This is a genomic window from Mycetohabitans sp. B3 (assembly GCF_021498065.1).
Taxonomy (GTDB): Bacteria; Pseudomonadota; Gammaproteobacteria; order Burkholderiales; family Burkholderiaceae; genus Mycetohabitans.
The window spans coordinates 85,181-105,610 of the sequence record NZ_JAHLKN010000026.1; the positions used below are offsets into that span (position 1 = coordinate 85,181).

Genomic DNA, 20,430 nt, shown 5'->3' on the forward strand with positions numbered 1-20,430 from the left:
TATCAAGGTCGGCGTCATACGCACTCGAGCGCGCCGGGAACACCGGAGATGGGTTGGCTTGCATCCAACGGCGGCGTCAACGCTGCCAGCCTGTCCGCCAGCCGATTCTGCATCACTGCCATACTGCCGTGATGATCGGGATAAAGCTTGATTTGCTCATCGCTGAGCAGTCCAGCCAAGCTGTCGAGGCCATCGATCTCTTCACTTTGAAGGGTTTTCAGCAACGCCAATTGATTCATCCTGCTGTCCAGCAATTGCTCCAATACCAGCATGCCTTCCTCCGGCTCGATAGAGCCTAATCCCAGCGCGCGCATCCGGTCACGGTAACGGACGTCACTCACTGAGCCGACACTCCCCCAATAGCCCCAATTCATGACTTTGACCGGGCAAGGCCAATCGGCTCTGAGCCGATCGGCAAAAGCGTCGGCAAACGTGCAGCCGGCAGCATAGTTGCTTTGACCAGCGGCCGTGCTAAAGGACATCATTGACGAGAAAAACAGGACAAAATCCAGTGAAGCGGCGCTTGGCTCGAACGCCCGAGCCAGTGCAACACTGGTTGCGACCTTAGCGTTCAACACACGGGTAAAGGTTTGCTCATCCATATTGGCCAGGCTTTGGTCCTTAAGCACGATTGCCGAGTGCACCACACCGTTGATCTCACCAAAGCGCTCGATAATGTGTCGCCGTACCTCGACCAGTTGCTGCTCGTCTGCGGCATCGGCCTGGAAATAAACAGGCGCCGGAGCATTATGGCGCAGACTAACGGCAGTCAGTTCATCGAGCTTGGCTTTAAGCGGTTGATCCGGCGATCGACGACCGATCCAAATCACCCGAGCGCGATGGCGGCTGATGACATAGCGGCTCCAAACTGCACCGATCCCGCCCGCGCCGCCGATCACCAAGTAGACGCCGCCGTCGCGATAGGCGGGCTGCTGCGTTGCGGGCGGCGCATCGACCGTCACCCGTGCCAGCCTGCGGAACCACCACTGATCGTGGCGCAGCGCCAGCAATTCACCTGAAGCAACGTGATCGAATGGCGCATTGGCCAGCGAGGTTAACTGTTCGCTCGGCAAATCTGCGAGTTGCACTCGCCAGTGCGGATATTCCTTGGCTAAAGAGCCGGCCAATCCGTGCACTGCAGCATGGGCAGGCCGGCAGGCCTCGCCCGGCAGCGGGTTAATCGTCTGCCCGGTGACCAACGTCAAGCGTAGAGGCTGGCGACCGTAACCTAGGCTCAGCAGCACCTTGATCAGTCTGAACAGCGCCAGTACGCCATGCTGTTGTGCGGCAACCAGTTCCGACGCGCTGGCACAGTGGTCGTCGCTTGACGGCGCTAACCAAATCACGTCGACAAGTTTCGGTTGGGTGTTCAGTGCGGCCAAGTAGCCGGCCTCCGAGTCGTCTGCGTTCAGCGCCAACACAGCGCCGGGATAAAGCTCGGCCAACGCCGGGCGCTGCGCCGGGGTTGCGCCGAAGATCAGCGTCGCGCCCTCCTGTTGACGCCGCTCAACGACCGCACCGTTGACCACCGACCAAATCGGCGCCAGCACATGTCGCTCTTCGCGCTGTTGCTGGGGGACGAGTGAATCAACCCGCCCGAGCGCCGCGTTTGGCGGTCTTGAATCTGCAGGCAGGCGCCTTGAGCTTAAGCCCAAGAATCGTACGCAGATTTGCCCTTGGTCGTCGCAAAGATCAATATCCATTTTGCCGGCCGCGTTATTTACGTCGTCTCTGTGAAGCAGCGCCCACATCCGCTGACGACAAGGCGCGAGGATTTCCAGCCGGTCCAGCGCAAAGGGCATAAAAGGCGACGCCCAGTTCGCCACACTGCCGTCGAGCGGCAACAACATGCCGATTGCCGCCTGCAGTGCGCTGTCCGTGATCCCCAGGTTCAGCCACCAGTCATCGGCTGTGCCGGGCAATGCCTCGTTCAGTTCCAACTCCGCCAGCACATCACGCCGACCGCCCCGCTGCGCCACCATCAACTGGCGAATCCCGCGATGGCTGTCGCCGTAATCGATGCCCATTTCACTAAAGAGACGGTAAACTTCGTCGCTGTCAAGCCGCAGTCGCCAGTTCAGGCCCTGCCAGTACGCCAAATCCAATGGATCTTCCTGAAGCGATAGGCCGGTGATCGCTGTGGCCTGACCATGCAGCACGGAGGAACTGCCTTCGTTGGTGACCAATTTGACACCGATCCGTTCGCCCACGCGCGCCAGGTTAATCTGCATCCGGCGCGGATTGGACTCAACCGTCAACGGCACTAACCAGTGCAGCTGCTCAATCACCATCGCGTTTGCTTGACCGTGGGCCAACGAATGCGTCACCGCTACCCGAATCATTTCCAAATACGCCACGCCAGGCAGGGTCTTGCGCCCGCTCACCCTGTGATCTTTCAGCCAAGGTTCGTTACCGCTGAATTCAGTCACAAATTGCTGTTGATCAAATCGTGAGCTGTTTTGATGCACTAACGGGTGCAACTGCATAGGCGTTGATGACGATAGTGCTCTAGCTTCCGTGGGCGCCCAGTAACGGCGGGTGGCAAACGGATAACTCGGCAAGCTGATTCGCTGGCGTTGTTCACCGCTGGCAGCCCATAGTGCTGTCCAGTCAACGGGCAGGCCTTCGCTCCACAACTGCAGCAACGACTGCTGTTCACCGTCCGTAAAGAGCTTGACCAGCTGCTCGCGCCACTGCGCCTGAAAACGGCTTTTAAACTGTTCAACCCGCTCGCTGGTCGTGGTCGCGTCGCCGCAAACCCAGCCGCGACTGTCGCCGTCTGACAGGCGCCGTAATGCGTCGAGCAAGCTTGTCATTGTGCTGGTGATGAACGCTGCGCGATGCTCCATTGCTTCCCGGCCCACTTGCAGCGTATAAGCAATGGCCGCCAAGCTATCCGTGGCTTGCGAGCGCTCGAGTCTGGCCAGCAAGCGGCTGGCGATCTGCCGCAGCTGCTCGGGCTCTCGGGCCGACAACAAAATCATTTCGGGCTTGCCACTATCGTCAAGCACAGGCTTGGCTTGACTGTACTCCGCGACGATTAAATGGCCGTTGGAGCCGCCGGCACCAAACGAGGAAATGCCGGCGATCCGCGGTACGGCCTGACCATTCAGCAACGGCTGCGGCCACGCTCGCAGTTGCTGGTTGACCTCGAAGGGCGTTGCCGTAAAGTCAATAAAGGGATTGAGTTTTTGGGAGTGCAGCGACGGCACAATTTGCCGGTGTTTCAATTGCAGCAGCACCTTGGTCAACCCAGCAATGCCAGCCGCCGCCTCACAGTGACCGATATTCGACTTGACCGAACCTAACCAGCAAGTTTGCTCAGGCTTGCGTGTTCCCAACGCGTTGGCCAAACCAGCGATCTCAATCGGATCGCCCAGCTTGGTGCCCGTACCATGCGCCTCAATATAGTTGACGATCGCCGGATCGACGCCGGCGTCCTGTAGCGCGCCGCTGATTGCTGCCTGCTGCGCCCGTGGGTTGGGCACGCTGTAACCGGTGCTTTTGCCACCGTGATTAAGGTAACTGCCTTTGATCACCCCATAAATGTGATCGCCGTCGCGCTGCGCATCGGTCAGTCGTTTTAGGATGACTGCACCCACGCCCTCGCCCGGCACATAGCCATCACCGCCTTCGCCGAAGCTAGCGCAATGGCCCTGGTTCGAGATGAATTGACCGCTGCTCAGCATCAAATATTTGTTGGGGTGAATCGTCAGGTTGACGCCTCCGGCAATAGCCATCGAGGTGCGGCCATTGCGCAAGTCCTGACAGGCTAGATGAATGGCAGTCAGCGAGCTGGAGCACATCGAGTCGACCGTCATGCTCGGGCCCTGCAGATTGAGGCAGAAGGATGTCCGGTTGGCAATGCTGGCGGTGCAGCCAGCAAAGCCCATGCGCTGGCCCCGCAAGCTGGCTTCAACACCGAATAGCTGGTATTCGCCATACATGACGCCGACGTAGACGCCAACTTGCGCGCTATCCTCGGTCTGCTCGCCACCGATGCGGCGACTGTAACCTGCATCTTCCATCGCCGACCAGGCAGTCTGCAGAAATAGCCGCTCCTGCGGATCGATGAGTTCAGCTTCCAGCGGCGAAATATTGAAAAACAGTGGATCAAATTGATCGACGCCATCGATAAACCCGCCCCACTTACTGTTGTGCACCCCGCTTTCGCTGCGATTTTCGCTGTAGTAGTCGCGCCAGTTCCAGCGCTCAGCCGGAATTTCGCTGATGCTGTTTTTGCCTTCGCGTAGGTTCTGCCAAAAAACCTCCAGATTGTCAGCCGCGGGATAGCGCCCCGCCACGCCGATGATAGCGATATCGTCCCTGGGCTGAGGGCCTGGCTGGCTACCTGGCAAACTTTGCTGGACACGAGGGCTTGTCGTATTCACCACGCTGTCGAACAGCCGGCGGCGCGGACTGCCTTTGCTCCCGGATTCTGGCGTCGTCAGCGGCTTTTGTTCGCCAGTCGGAACCACCGCCGTCGTACCTTGCGGCTCGAGTGGCCGGTTTGCCAAATAGTGCGCCAGTTGCTGCAAGCTGGAGTATTCAAATAACAGCGTACGCGGCAAAGCGCCAAAACGTTTTTCGAGCACGCTGGTCATCTCCATGATCATCAGCGAGTCAAGGCCATATTGCTCGAAGCACTGTGCATCATCGATCTGTTCCAGCGCGATCCCCAGGGTGCTCGCCAGCATTGCTCGCAGTTGCGCGATTAACGAGTCGCTGGCAGCAGGCGGGACTTGGCTGACAGCGGGCCTTTGCGGCAGTCGCGCGACTAGATGATCCGCCAAGCTTTGCAAGCTGGGATATTCAAAGAACAACGTCTTTGGCAGCGGCCCAAAGCGTTTTTCCAGCGCCGCCGTCATATCCATGACCATCAGTGAGTCAATGCCGTATTTTTCAAACGGCTCGTCGTTGTCAAGCCGCGACTCAGCGATCTTGATCGTGTCAGCGAATAACCGGCGCAATCCAGTTAATACATCTTCGCCTTCAACCGCTGTGATGGCTGGGCTAGCCGGCGCCGGCTCACGGCTCAGCAGCGCGACTAGCCTGTCTCTGTCGCCTGCCAGTACCATCAGCTGATCTTCATCGCTTTGCAGCGCCTGGTATAGCGCCCGAATGCCCGTTGTCCCTGTCATCGCCTTGATGCCAGTGCGTTGCGCCAGCGCGCGCCGGGCGGCATCGTCCATTTGCATGCCGCCTTCAAGCCACAGCGGCCAGTTGATTGCCACGGTGCGGCCATGGCGCTGTCCCGCCGCGACCCGTTGATTGCGCAAACCAGCAAAAGCATCAAGATAGCCGTTAGCTGCAGCGTAATCACTCTGCCCGGCGTTGCCCAGTACGCTGGCAATGGATGAACAAAGCACAAAGAAGTCCAGTGCTACTGCAGCGCTGCACTGGTCGAGGTGGCGCACGCCAGCCACCTTAGCAGCGAACACGTCTTCAAAGTCCTGCTGCGTTTTATGTGACAACAGCGTGTCACGAGTGAGCCCAGCGCAATGGATAATGCCATGTAATCCGCCGCGCTCCATCATGATTCCAGCGATCAAGCGCTCGACCTGACCTGCCTCTGCAAGATCCACAGCGCGGTAGTGACATCGTGCACCCAGTTGCGCCAGCTTGTCGGTGACCGACGGCGCGTTAGCCTCGGTACGGCCGCATAGCACCACGCTCGCACCCGGTGCAGCGTCCAGGATCGCCCGCGCGAAGATCATGCCAACGCCGCCCAGGCCTCCGGTAATCAGATAGACGCCGTCCGACCGCCAGGGCGCAGGGCTATGATTCAATGGTTGGTGGAGCCAAGTTAGCGCTTGGCGCTGTAACTTGCCGGCCTCAGACAGATAACGCAGTTGACGCTCATCAGGCGCAGTCCCTTCGACCGCCAGTTGCCACGCCAATTGCGACGCATTGAGCCCGGGCGACACTTCTATCAACTGACCAGTCAGCGCCGGCTGCTCTCGGCTGGCACTGTACAACAGGCCGCCAAGGCCGCGATAACCTTGCGGATCGTTCGCCGGGATGACCAGCTGAACCAAGCAACGGCGCTCAGTGCGAAGCAGTGGTTTGAGTTGTTCGGCCAGCGCCAGCGCCGCCTGTCGATAATCGTCGCTGTGCATCGCCAGGACGGAAATGTGTTGATGCGCTTGCAACTGCTCCGGCAAGTTGGCAAAGGCGGGATGGTGGCCCAGCGTCAGCACCAGATGGGACACTACCGGCGCATCCGTGGCCGAAGCAAGCTCAGCGTCACGCCATTGCCGATGGCAAAGTAGCGCTTCGCTGTCAACGTCGTTGTCAGCGGACAACGTTTTGAACGACAACTGGCGCAGGGTCGCACAGCACCGGCCATTTTTGTCAAACAGATCCAGATCAAAACGATAGCCACCGGGTGTGCGTCCAGCGCTGCGAATCTGTACTTGCAGCGTTGCCGGACAGTCGGCAAATAGCACACATTCGGCCAGTCCGTCGGGCAACAGCAACGGTGGCCGCTCTCCCAGCTCATCAAACAACAATGCCATGACCGCTTGCATCGCGGCATCCAGCAGCGCAGGATGAATAGCGTAACCTTCGTTCGCAGCAGCGTCTTCCAGTGCAACCCACGCCAGTGCTTGGTCCCCCTGGCGCAGCAGCGACTGGATTCTGCGATGGCTTATGCCATATTCGATGCCCATAGCGGTGAAACGCTGGTAGCAAGCATCGACATCCATCGGGCGAGCGTCGGCGACAATGAAGTCAAGATTCGCCGGTTGCGCCACGGCGGTCCCAGCCACCGCTCGGCAATGCAGTTGCAGCTGTCCGGCGGAATCATACGAGCAAATCCCAATTGGGTAGTCGCCATCCGGCTGCGCCGCCAGTTCAACGAATAGCTCACCATGGTTGACCGCGTCCACGCTGAACGGCTGATACCAGGACAAATCACGGATAATTCGTGCCGCGCCGGCAGGTCGTTCACCGCCCAATGCGTGCGTTAGCGCCGCATCGATCATTCCGATCATCGCCGCACCCGGCAAAACGCCGCGACCGTTGATTCGATGGTCGAACAAGAAGCTTTCTTGACCACTGAACTGACTGAGGTAACGCAAACCGCATAAGTCAGAGACATTGCGGTGCAAAAGTGGGTGAAGTCGCTTCTCGCTCGTCGTTAGCGCTTGTGCCGGTTCATCCTTGTGCCAGTAACGCTCACGGGCAAACGGATAACCCGGCAAGCTGAGGGGCGTCGGCGTGCCCTGTCGATACATCAAGCGCCAATCCAGCGTTAAACCGTTGACCCAGGCCTGGAGCAATTTTTCATGCTGGCCTCGGTCAATCCAGTTAGCCATGGCGCTTTGTATGTCTGCACCCGCCAGCAGTGACAGCGCCTTGTCGTGATCTTTGATCCGGCCGCTATAGCAAGCGGCTGTAGACGGGTGATCAATACAATTTTGCAGTTGGGTCTTCAAATGGGCGATTGAATGAGCCAGCACGCCTAGCCGATACTCCATCGCCTCCCGCCCGACCTGCAGCGTATAGGCCAGTGCCGGCAAATCAGCGTCGCCCAGCTCCTCCTGCTCCAGCGCGTGCAGCAACAAGCTAACCTGCTGCAATAGCTGAGCCTGCGTCTTGGCCGATAACGGAATGATCGCCGGCTGCTGCTCGTTGACGACAATCACCGGCCGCGGTCGATGATCTTCGTACTCTTCGATCACTACGTGCGCGTTGGCGCCACCCGCGCCGAAGGATGACACCGTAGCAATTCGCTTGAATTCCTGACGGTTGCCATCGATCATGACCTCGGGTCGATGCCAATCGGCCAGCGACTGCTGCACCACGAACGGACTGTTGGCAAAATCAATCTCAGGGTTGAGTTCACCGGCGTGCAGCGACGGAACCAATTGGCGGTGCTTTAGCTGCAGCAGCACTTTGGTGATGCCCGCGATGCCGGCAGCACTTTCACAATGACCGATATTGGACTTAATTGAGCCAATAGCACAGTACTGCTTAGCCGCCGTCTCGGCGCCGCTATTGAATGCTCTGGTCAGACCTGCAATCTCAATCGGATCCCCCAGCGACGTGCCGGTGCCGTGGGCTTCAACATAGCTTACCGCCCTAGCATCAACGCCGGCCCTGGCCAGCGAGTCGGCCACCAGTCGGCTCTGGGCCAATGGGTTAGGCACAGTATAGCCGTTGGTCTTGCCGCCGGCATTGATCATGCTCCCTTTGATCACGCCGTAAATTCGATCGCCGTCCGCCTCAGCTTGAGCCAACGGCTTAAGCAGCAGCGCACCCACACCCTCGCCGGCGACAAAGCCGTCGGCGTCCGTCCCAAACGCCTTGCACTGCTTGCCTGACGATAGCATTTTCATCTCGGTCAGACGCATGTAGTGCACGGGATCGATCACCAGATTGACCCCACCGACCAGTACGCAGTCGCTCACGCCGCTATGCAAGCTCTCCAGCGCCAGATGGATCGCGGTGATCGACGACGAACAGGCGGTATCCACCGCCATACTCGGTCCTTGGAAATTGAACTGATAAGACACCCGGTTGGCAACCGACCAATAGCTGGACTGATGGGTGTAGGTTCCGTTCATCACACCGACAAACACGCCGACTCGATGCCGTTCAGCCAAACGACCCGGCGTATAGCCGGCATCGCTGATGCAATGATAGGCCTCTTCCAAGAAGAGCCGCTCTTGGGGATCCATCTTCTGCGCCTCATGGGGCGAGATATGGAAAAACAACGGATCAAATTTGTCGATTTCCCGAATGAAACCGCCCCAGCGGGTATAAATGCCACCTTTTTTGCCCGGCGTTTGATCGAAGTATTGACGCCAATCCCAGCGATCCGCCGGCACTTCATCGATACAGTTCTCGCCATTTTTTAGACACTGCCACAGCGCTTGGACGTTATCGGAATGCGCGTAGCGTCCCGCTAGGCCGATGATCGCGACTTCAGTGCCACGCTGGCCTTTTGGTGCGCTGTCGGGCGTCCTGGCGGCAAAGCGGTGACCAGCGGCTAGCTTGACTAACGTATTAACCGCAGGAGCCGACGCGGTATCAATCGACCCCGGCTGTTCGGCCACCGACGCCTTGTCCAGCCCCAGCAAGGCCCTAAGCTGATCTTTTTGTGACGCCACAAAATGATCCGCAAGCGCGTCGATCGTCTGGTATTCAAAGAATAGCGTGCTGCTAATTCCCGACAGCTTGTCGCGCAGCAGATTGGTCAACTGCACCACCAGGATCGAATCAATGCCATACGTCTGGAGCGGCTCCCCAGCATCGATCTGCTCCGGCCGGATTTTGAACAGTTCGCCGATCATCTGCTTGAGATAGCGCACCGTCTGATCTTTTAGCGCCTGGGGCGTCACCTCGCCCACCGACACGGTTTGGGCGATCCGCTGCGGTGGCCGCGAAGCGGAGGCCGCCCGCACCGTCAAGCCCTTGGACGCAACCTTGGTCGGTTCCACATCGCTGTGCCGATCCTGCCAAATGACTCCGTTGCTCTCGGCGATCACGATTTGCTGACCAAGGTCGTGATCAGCCAGCGCCGGGTAATAGATCTGCCTGTAGCCTTCACTCTCCAGCAGCTGCTTCCACTGTTTGGGTGCGAGCGCGGGTCCACCGGGCAATCGCAACTCCTGATCGTCGAATAACCACCATCCCTTGAGCAAGCCGAAGGTCAAGTGGGTAAACAAGCCGTTGCGACAAATCTCGTTGATCATCACCAGGCCGCTGTGCTTCAACGCTGCCTTGGCGTTTTTCATCGTCCGCCGTAGATCCTGCGTCGCGTGCAGGACATTGGTGGCCATGACCAGATCGTAATGGCCAATCTTGATACCTTGCCCAGCCAAAGGCTTGTCAACATCAAAGAGCTGATAGCTAAGGTACGGATTGTCCGGCCCGTACGTTTGCCGCGCATGCATGAGGAATGCCTGCGATACATCGGTGTAGCAGTATTCCGCGATTTGCCGCTGATAAGGCCGGAGTTTTTCAAACGCCCGTGCACTGGTGCCGCCGGTGCCGGCGCCAATCTCCAGAATACGGATCGGCGTCTGCGGCGCCTGTTCCAGCCGTCCCCTGACAAACTCAACCATCGCGTTGAGCATCACGTCGTTGAAAAAATCGGACACTGGATTATGCTTGTATATTCCCTCAACCATGACCATCGATGAGTCAGGGAACATGATGTCCGTGGCCATGATCCGTCCGCTGAGGATCGCTGGCAGCACCCGCAGAGTGGCCTCAGCAAGATTCACTTCGGCGCTCAGACTCGCGTGTTCTAGCCAATCCGGCTTTTGCGCATCCCATTCTTTCCATAGGGATTCAACTGCCAGCGGTTGACGATGGACCACGCGATAGGCTGCCGGACAATGCCCGTCCTCCATGGACAGGTAGCCGCGCTGCGCCAGCTCGTCAAGACTCTTATCGATCCAGCGGCCATACATCGGCAGCAGACCGCTGCGTTGCTTCATCTGCTCGATGATTTCGCGCTCGCCACTAAACCAGCCCAGTTGCTGCAGCTGGGCGTACAGCAAGCGAGCTTGCAACTCGTCGATGGCCGCCTTCCGGGCCTGCATTTGCTGCGTCACCGCCCGAATCTCGTGGTTGTCTACAACCAGTTGTTTTTTTATCCGGGCAATCAGCGACGGGTAGGCTTGCGTCAGCCTCTGACCATACTCACCAAAAGGCCCAGCCGGATGCGTGGGCAGCGCCAGACGGCTGAACGTATCGCTGAGCCGCTGTGAGGTTCGCAAGAACGTGAGCTGGGAAAATGGCCCGGCCAACAGAATATCCAGCGCAGTCATCGCCTGCTCGCCCTCGATCGAGCCGAGACCGACGTCAGCCATCCTTCGGCGATAGTCTTCGCTAGCCACCGAGCCGACATGCCCCCAGTAACCCCAGTTGATCACTTTGACCGGGTAGGAACACTGCTGCGCAAGGTAATGGCCAAAGGCGTTTTTGAAGGTACAACCGGCAGCGTAGTTGCTCTGCCCAGCTGACTTGGTAAAGCTTTGCAACGACGAAAAAAACAACATGAAGTCCAGCGGCTGATGCGCAAACATCTCGGCCAGACGGACACAGATATCCACCTTAGCGGTCAAACCGGTGGTAAATCTTTGCTCATCCATTCGCGCCAGACTTTGATCCTGAAGCTGAATGGCGGCATGGATCACGCCATGAATCCTGCCATACTCGGTGCAGATCTGCGCTACCGCCTGTCGTAGTGCAGCATGATTGCTGGCATCGGCGCGGATATAGCGCGGCGCAGGTCCAAGCTTGGCAAGCTCGGCGATCGCCTGATCAATGTCGTTATTTTGCTCGCGACGCCCCAGCCAAATGATTTGCGCCCGTCGAGTGCGGATCAGATACTCACTCCACAACCGGCCGATACCACCGGCGCCGCCGATCACCAGGTATACGCCCCCATCGCGATAGAGACTGCCTACCTCGCCTAGCTGCGCGGCTACATCCGTTGTGCCCCGTTCCGACAGCGGTAGATAAGGCGCAAGATATTGGCGGTGCCAGACATCGTTGCGGCAGGCCAGCGCGTCGCCACGAGGATGCGTGGGCAACGATAGCGGGTCCACAGTGGGCCAACTGTCGCCTGCCGGCAGGTCCACCAGCCGCACCCGCCAGTGGCTGTATTCCTTGGCCATGACGCCGATCAATCCGTGCACGCTGGCATGCGCCGGCGCCACCGGCCCGGTCACGGTTTGGTGAGTACTGTCAGCCTCGTCGAATAAGGTCAACACCCCTCGAGTGATCACCGTCCAGGTCAGTGGCTGCTGATCCAGCGCCAACGCCAGCAGCGCCTTAATCAAACGGAAGCAGCCCAGCACGCCACGCTGCTGGGCGCAGATCATGCCGTCGAGACTTTCGTCCTGCGCCAACGTTGTCGGCGCCAGCCATACCAGATGTTCAATAGGTCCGGCTTCGCGCAGCCGTTCAGTGAGCTGCTCAATAGACTCACTACCCTCCAACAACCATGAAACAGCTTGCGGATAACGGGCGCTCAACTGTTTGTGGCCCTGGGGATCATTGCCAACCAGCAGCAGCCGGCCATTAGACGGAATCAGGTCTTGGGGGCAAAAACGCTGCCACTTTTCCACCAGATAACAGTCGCTACGTGGCCGATCTTCAAGCATCACTTCCAGCGGTGACGGCTTTTTCATGACCCGTAGCGCAAATTCACGCAGCGCGGCGCAATGTTGGCCTCGTTGATTATAAATATCGATATTAAACGTCGATTGTCCCGCTTCAGATGGCTCGGTGCAAGGACGCACCCAAGCCCAAATCTGCTCACCTAGCTCAGCGCCACTCAACTGTAGTTGCGCCAACGCAAAAGGTACCCAGGTATGCTTCAGTTGCGGCGTCAATCCTTGGTCGAGCTGATCCGCGACGAGCAAGCCGACGCTCGACTGCAAAGCGCCATCCATCAGGCTGGGATGTAAAACAAGTCGCTTATGATCCGAGGCCAGCGCTTGCGGTAGCTCAATTCGCGCCAGCACTTGGCCGCCGTCGATCCGCAGCGATTTCACCGATCGGTGCCACGGGCCATAGTAGATCTGCATGCTGTCGAACAGCGGGTACAACGCATCAGCGTCAAGCATATGGCCGCCGATCGCCGCTTGCAACGAAGTCAACGACTCTGCTGGTTCATCGGCATCCTGAACAAAAGCTGCTTCGCCTTGGCAGCACACCACCTGCTGCTTGCGCTCGAGAATGTCGAAGGTCAGTCGATGTTCGTCAAGACTGTCGATACGGATCTCTACTTCAACTGAGTCGTCGCTTTGGTTACTGAGCATGACCGGCTGCAACCACACCAGATTACGCAAGCTCAGCACGCCAGTTGGCACCTGCTCCCCCAGCGAGCGGAGGATTGCCTCGCGCGCCATTTCAAGGTAGGCGACGCCCGGCAAAACTTTGTTGTCACGGACCCGATGATCCCGCAGGAAGAACTCTCTGCCGTTGAATATTGAGATAAATTTCTGCTGCGACAGATCCGATACGTTGGTGTGCAGCAAAGGATGCAACCGTCCCTCACCGTTTTGCTGTCCTAGCGACGAGAAGTGGGATTCGCCAGAGACCCAGATCCGTTCGCGAGCAAAGGGGTAGCTCGGGAGGCTGATCCGCCTAGCCGACTCTTTCGGCTGCCCAAATAGCGTCCAGTCAAGCGCCAGCCCTTTAACCCATAGCTCTAGCAGCTTGTCATATTTGCCTTTATTGGCCCAGGCGGTCAAGGTCGCCGCCATATCCTCATCATGGGCGAGCACCGCTATTGCCGCCTTATGATCTTTGACCCGGCCAATATGAATGCCATCAAAGAAGCCGAACGGTTCAGGCTGGTTCGCCAGTAGCTCGGCGCTTTGCGCTAGTCTGTCCTGTAACTGGTCGATCGACTCGGCGATAAAAGCCAGACGATAGTCCATCGGCTCCCTGCCCTGCTGCAGCGTAAAGGCCAGATCTGCCAGCCGCGGCCGCGTATGCTCGGCACCGGTCCGATGTAGGAACTGTTGCAGTTGCTCGACTTGCTGCCGTAATTGAGTCGGTGTCCTTGCGGACAAAGGAATCATCGTTGTCTGCCCGCCGACGTCATCGTCCCGAGTCGGGGCAATATACTCGGCAATGATCACGTGTCCGTTTGAACCACCCGATCCGAAAGACGATACTGAAGCCGCACGTGGATACTCTCGCTCCCGACCATCGAGGTTCAACACTGGCCGCCGCCATTCCTGCAACTGTTGAGGGACATAAAACGGCGAATCGGCAAAGGGGATGTTGGGATTCAGACGCTTTGAATGCAACGAGGGCGCCAACTGGCGATGCTTAAGCTGCAATAGCACCTTTGCGATTCCGGCAATGCCCGCGGCTGACTCCAAGTGCCCAATATTCGATTTGACTGAGCCAACCGCGCAGTGTTGTGCCGGCACCATTTCGCTACCCAGCGTGGCGCTGCGCCGGGTAAAGCCCGATTGCAGGCCCGTGATTTCTATCGGATCTCCCAGTGCTGTACCCGTGCCGTGAGCCTCGACATAACTCAGCTCTCGTGGATCCATGCCGGCCTTGTCGAGCGAATCGGCGATCATGGCGCCCTGAGCATGGGGACTGGGCACGGTGTAGCCATGGGTCTTACCGTTATGGTTAATTGACGTCGCCCGGATCACCGCATAGATGTTGTCGCCGTCGGCTTCGGCTCGGGACAGCGGCTTGAGCAACACCGCCCCCACCCCCTCGCCGGGCACAAAACCGTCACCCCCGTCGCCAAAGCTGCGACAGCGTCCGTCAGAAGACGACATCGTCAGCTGGGACTGAATGAAATATTTGTTCGGATGCAATGATAGGTTGACGCCACCGGCCAGGGCCAATTGGCACTCGCCGCGCCTTAGGCTCTCGACCGCCAAATGCAGCGCAGTCAACGACGATGAGCAGATGGTGTCGACCGCCATACTCGGACCGTTGCAGTCGAAGACGTAAGACACGCGATTGGCGATCGAACCAAACGATGAATCGACCGCATCATCGGTACAGTCCGCGGCGCTCGAGCGGGTATAAAGCAAGTATTCGCCGTGCATCACACCGACAAATACCCCCATTTCACCCTGGTAATGACGTCGCAGCCCAGCTCGATCGTAGCCGGCGTCTTCGAGCGTGCGCCAGGCGGTTTCGAGAAAGATCCGCTCTTGAGGATCCATCCGCTCGGCATCCCGCGGCGAAATATTGAAAAAGAGCGGATCAAAACGATCGATGTCGTCGATAAAGCCGCCCCACTTGGTGTGGATCTTGCCTTTTAAACTGCGGTCGCGGCTGTAATATTTGCTGTGCTCCCAACGCTCGGTGGGTATCTCGCTGATACTATCGACACCGTTTTTGAGGTTGTTCCAAAAACTGTCGATATCGGCCGCGCCCGGGAACCGACCGGCCAAGCCAATGATGGCGATCGGCTCATTTCGTTCACTACGATCATAGCGTCGCCATGCTGTTACGCGTGTCTGCTGTTGCGCTCTGGCGGCTAGGATGGGCTGCGTCGCCTGAATCCCGAGTAATTGCCTGCTGCGCACCGGATGCTCAGCGACAAAATAGCCCGCCAGCGCAGCGATGCTTTGGTACTCGAAGAATAGCGTCGCCGATAGCTCGCCAAACTCCTGGGCCAAGCGTTGGTTGAGCGTGGTGATCATGAGCGACGTCAAGCCGTAACGATCGAAGGTGTCGTCACAATCGAGGCTACTTTCAGGAATCGCCGATACCTGTGAGAAATGGCGCTTGATATGGCTTTCCAGTGCCCGTCGCAGCGCCTTATCTTGTTCTAGCTGCGACGCCTCGTTTCCTGGCTGCAACGCCTCGTTGCGCAACATCTCGGCGCAAGCGCTGTTTGCTGACGCAGCGATATGGCAATCGATAGCCGCAAACGGATAAGCCGTCAACGCCACCCGACGATGGTGATGCCGAGCAATCTGCGCTAAGCTGCTCTGTCCAGCGACCCATTGGCCGGCAATCGCTGTCAACGCCTGGCGGTCCAGTCCCCGAAGATCCTTTTCAATACGGCTAGACTGCGGCTCTTTTTTGAGACTGCCGCGCAGCGGCATCTCCGAATGTTGACCTTTCAGCCGCTCCACCAACTCGTCTCGGCTATCAGCTACGACCGCCAGGCGATGGTTAAGCGCGACTCGGCCGACACATAAGGTATAGCTGATATCCCCCAGGCTGGCGTCGCCAAACCGGCCAGCTTGCATATCGTCAGCAAACGCTGAAATCAATTGATCAAGCTGCTCGTCACTCGCGGCGGCAAACGGGAACAGCCAGGGCCCGTCGCTTTGCCGCACAGCGGCCTGTTGTGGCGGTGCCTCGAGAATCAGATGGCCACCCGATCCGCTAGCGCCAAAAGCATTAATTAGCGCGCGCTGCGGTCCCCGCCAGTCGCTCAGCTGATCGGCGATGGCAAGATGATTGTCGTTCAAACAAATCATCGGACTGAGCGGATTACAACCGAGCGTCGGCGCGATCTGCCGGTGTTTCAACTGCATCAGCACTTTGGTGATCTGCGACAGCGCCGACGCTGATTCGAGGTGGCCGATATTGGCTTTGATCGATCCTACCAATAGCGGCGCATCGCCACGACGAGCACCGAACACGTTGCTGATCGCCGCAAACTCAGCCCCATCCGCCAGGCTGGCGCCGGGGGCCGCGGCTTCGACATAACCGATCTCGTCAGCAGACAATCCCGCCTGTTGTAGCACTCGACGCATCGACAGAGCGTGGCTATCGGCATTGGGCGCTCCGTAACGGAAAGTCTTACCGCTATGGCTGATCGCCGTTGCACGGATAACGCCGAGAATGGAATCGCCATCCCGCGTGGCGTCCTCGAGTGGCCTAATCAACAGCGCGCCGACACCTTCGCCAGCCACCCATCCGTTGGCATGGCGGCCAAACGGATAAGATTGGCTATCGTCGGATAACAGCTTCAGTGAAGTCAGCAGCTCGAGATGCGATGGATGGCTGATCAAGTTGACGCCACCGACAATCGCTGCGTGGCACTCGCCTTGGCGAATACTGTTGCAAGCGAAATGCAACGCAGTCATCGCCGACGAGCATGACGTATCGAAAGCGACGCTGGGACCATTAAAATCGTTGAAGAAAGACACACGGTTGGCGATCGCCGACAGGAACGAGGTGGCCCGCTCGCCTTGTTCAGTCGGCCGATGATGCTCGTAATCGCCCCACATTGCGCCGACAAACACGCCAATGCGCTCGGCCTGCCGCCGCAGGCTCGCAGCGGTATAGCCGCTACTTTCCAGACAGTGCCAAACCGCTTGCAAGAACAAACGCTCCTGAGGATCGAGCGTTTTCGCCTCAGCCGGCGTAATTTTGAACAGCAATGGATCAAACAGCTGCTTGCCCGCCAGTGCGCCCACTGCCCACTGTGGCGAATCGCTCGCCTCGTCGCTGCCGTCAATTAACGCTTCGCGACTCAATGTGGCGATGCTCGCGCGGCCAGCGCTCAAGTTTTGCCATAGTTCATCCGGGTTCGCGGCGCCAGGATAGCGGCCGCTGATCCCGACGATCGCCATCGCGTCGCCATTGCAGCGTCCATTGACCGCTCGGGTCGACAAGTGCCCGTTGCTCCCATGCGTCGACGCGTGAACGACTTGAGCGGATTCGCCGATGTCGTGAATTTCCAGCCGCGGCCAGCCAACGGGCAGTGATTGCGTCACCGCACCGCCCACAAAGCTGTGCACCAACTCATCGTCGTCATTCAGATCGAACGCATCACGGATCTTGTTGAAATACATCGATCCGATCGGGCACAGGCCAATGCCGAACTCACCTTGTTTTTCCAGCAGTAACTGACCGATTCTGCCCGCTTGAAGCAAATTAAAATAACGGCTTTCATCACCGTAGGCGGTAGCGCGACCGGCGACGATAAAAATGCGCAGCCGTGCCTGATGAGCGTGCTTACGGTTAAACGGCGTATAGCAACTGCTGATTGCCGATAGATCGCCGTCGCTAACCCGCGCTAAGCTATGACTTTCGCCATCATAGCGGTATATTCCAGCGGGCAGACATGGTCCCTGGCAGCCTTGCTGTACGCTTTGTTCAGCAACGTGCAAATAAATTTTCAGCGCTAACCCAGCATCGGTGTGGTACAACCGCCCGTTGTCTTGATCGGCCCGCAACAGGTTCAACAGCCGGCTCAGCTGGCTTAAATTCAGCGGCCCATCGCAGTATTGCCGCTTGGCAGCCCGCAGCCGCAGGGCGTCAGCGCTGATCGGCTCAGCGCACAGCTCGATGACACCGTCACCCTGCTCCGGCAAGTCATGGCGGATCTGGCGCTGCTCTTCGTGCAGTTGAGCCAATTCCTCCCGAGTGGGTAACGCAAAACCGTTATTTTTCTCACTGAGAAAATCAGCAAACAGAGGACCAGACTGACGCCAATGATCATTCAGTGCTTGCCCCTCCTCAGCCAGGGCGGCCGGCGCCACGCCCTCAATCAGGCAATGCAGGAACCGGTGGCTCGGCCGTAACTTAAACAACCCGGCAATCGCCGCAAAATCTACGCCGTAAGCCGGGGTCAACGCGATGTTAAAGTCGCGCTGGCGGGACAACAATAGCTGCTCAATATAACCCGCCTCGAGCACCAGCAAGAAGGGTGATGCTTTATTGTAGATTGGCGCGATCGCGTCATTTTCGGCGATCAAAAATAGTGCAAAGCCAGCCTCGGCCAGCTGCGCGCGTTGCCCTATTGGCAACGCCTGTGGATCCAGCTTGGCCGGTACGCTAACAGGCAGCAGACGATTAAGCTGCGGTTGGTAATAGTAGACGCCGCCAGCCAAGCCATCGATCCGCTCCTCGGCCACATACAGATAGCACTGGACCGCATTCAAGCCACCCGCTGACGAATAGAGGTACTTGCCGTGGCCGTCTAGCGGCACCTCTCGTAGCAGCGACAGCAGGCGTCCAAGCCGTTCAAGATTCGCAGATGCCCCCCTAGTCGGTCGCCAGTATGCCTGAGGATCAAAGCTGACTTTTTCTAACGAGATGGAACCATTGACCGTTGATTGGCAAGCCGGTGCAGCGCTCAGCGGCTCTGGCTCCACCTCGTCAGCCGTTATGCCTTTAGCATCAAGAATATAAGCGCTCACCGCAGCGATGGTCGGATGCTCCAGAAACACATCGACTGGCAGCGTCACCTGATGCTGCTGCTGGATGCTATGGACTGCTTGCACCAACGTAAAGGAGGTTGCGCCTTGATCAAAAAGATCGTCATCGACCGCCAGTTCGTCGACGCCGAGCGCCTCGATAAAATACTGCTGCAGCCAGGCGGTCAGCGCCTGCGGATTAATCGCTTGCCTGGGCGGTTGGGCCTTCGCCTCCACGTCACCCGTGAGCAGCGCCTTGCGATCCGCTTTGCCATGGGCGGTCACGGGAATCTGGTCAATAAAGCTGACCAAATTGGGCACCATATACTCCGGCAAGCGAGTTTTAACGAAGTCCCGTACCGCTTTCTTGTCTAACCCCTGCGCTACCACAAAAGCCGCTAGTTTGGGATCTGCTGAACTCGGGTCCTTGACCAGCACCGCCGCATCATCGATCGCTGGATGGCTTTTCAGTGCGCTTTCGATCTCGCCCAGCTCAATGCGAAAGCCTCGCAACTTGACCTGCGAATCGAAACGGCCAAGCAGCTCGATCTCACCATTACTGAGGAAACGGGCTTTGTCACCTGTGCGGTATAGCCTGGCGCCGGCCTCACTAGAGAACGGATCGCGGATAAACTTTTCAGCCGTCAACTCAGGCCGATTGAGATAGCCTCGAGCCAGGCCGACACCACCGATACACAGCTCGCCAGTTTCACCGGCCGCTACTGGCTTTGCTTCGCTATCCAGAATATATATCTGGATATTATCGATAGCCCGACCGATTGGCACGATCTGGTCTTCTCGCGGCTCACCACGCCAATAGGTCACGTCCACCGCCGCTTCGGTCGGACCATATAAGTTATGTAATTCGGCGCTCAGCAGTTGGCGAAACTGGAGTAGCAAGTCGTGAGTCAGCGCCTCGCCGCTAACGAATACTTTCTGCAGCGATACGCATTCGGAGACCGCTGGATGCTTGAGGAAAAAGCGCAGCATCGAAGGCACAAAATGGCAGATCGTAATCTGCTCCGCTTGAATGACCTCCACCAGGTAATGCGCGTCCTTGTGGCCTTCCGGCTTGGCTATGACTAAGCAAGCACCGCTGAGCAACGGCAAAAACAGTTCCCAGACTGAGACATCAAAAGTAAAGGGTGTTTTTTGTAAGATCCGATCGGCTGAACCAACATCATAATGGCGCTGCATCCACAGCAAACGATTACAAATCGCCTTATGCGGCAGCATGCAGCCTTTAGGCCGGCCGGTAGAGCCCGACGTGTAGATAATATAGGCAAGATCATCGGGGCCATTGATTGGCACAGGATTGGCCTCGTTGCCAGACAGCGCTTGTTGATTAGCCTCGTCCAAGCAAAGCACTTCGCCATCATATCCCGCCAGCCGTTCACGAAAACGCTGCTGCGTCAGCAGCACTGTCACCGCAGCGTCTTCAATGATCAACGCCAATCGCTCATCGGGATAGCCAGGGTCCAGCGGCAAATAAGCGCCACCGGCCTTCATAATCGCCAACAGCGCAATGATCAGCTCTACTGAGCGCTCCATCTGAACGCCCACCAGACTATCTGGCCCGATTCCCAGCTCCCGCAGGTAGTGAGCTAGCCGATTAGCTTGCCGGTTTAACTCGCGATAGCTTAAGGTCTGACCTTCGAAACGAACCGCCACCGCGTCCGGACTGCGTTCGACCTGCGCTTCGATCAACTGCTGCAAGCACTTGTCCAGTGGGTATGCGTTGTGAGTATCGTTCCGACCGGAAAGGGCCTTACTGTCTTGTTTGTTCACGAATTACTATCCTGGTCATTGTGCACAG

The 20,430-nt window shown here is 58.0% G+C and carries 1 protein-coding gene; it reads right to left on the reverse strand.

The genetic code is table 11. The annotated features are described in order from the left end of the window. Positions 1 to 14: 14 nt before the first annotated feature. A complete protein-coding gene (locus KQH55_RS07140; protein ID WP_235090492.1) occupies positions 15 to 20,402 on the reverse strand; it encodes an amino acid adenylation domain-containing protein in 20,388 nt (6,795 codons plus the stop codon). Positions 20,403 to 20,430: the final 28 nt, after the last annotated feature.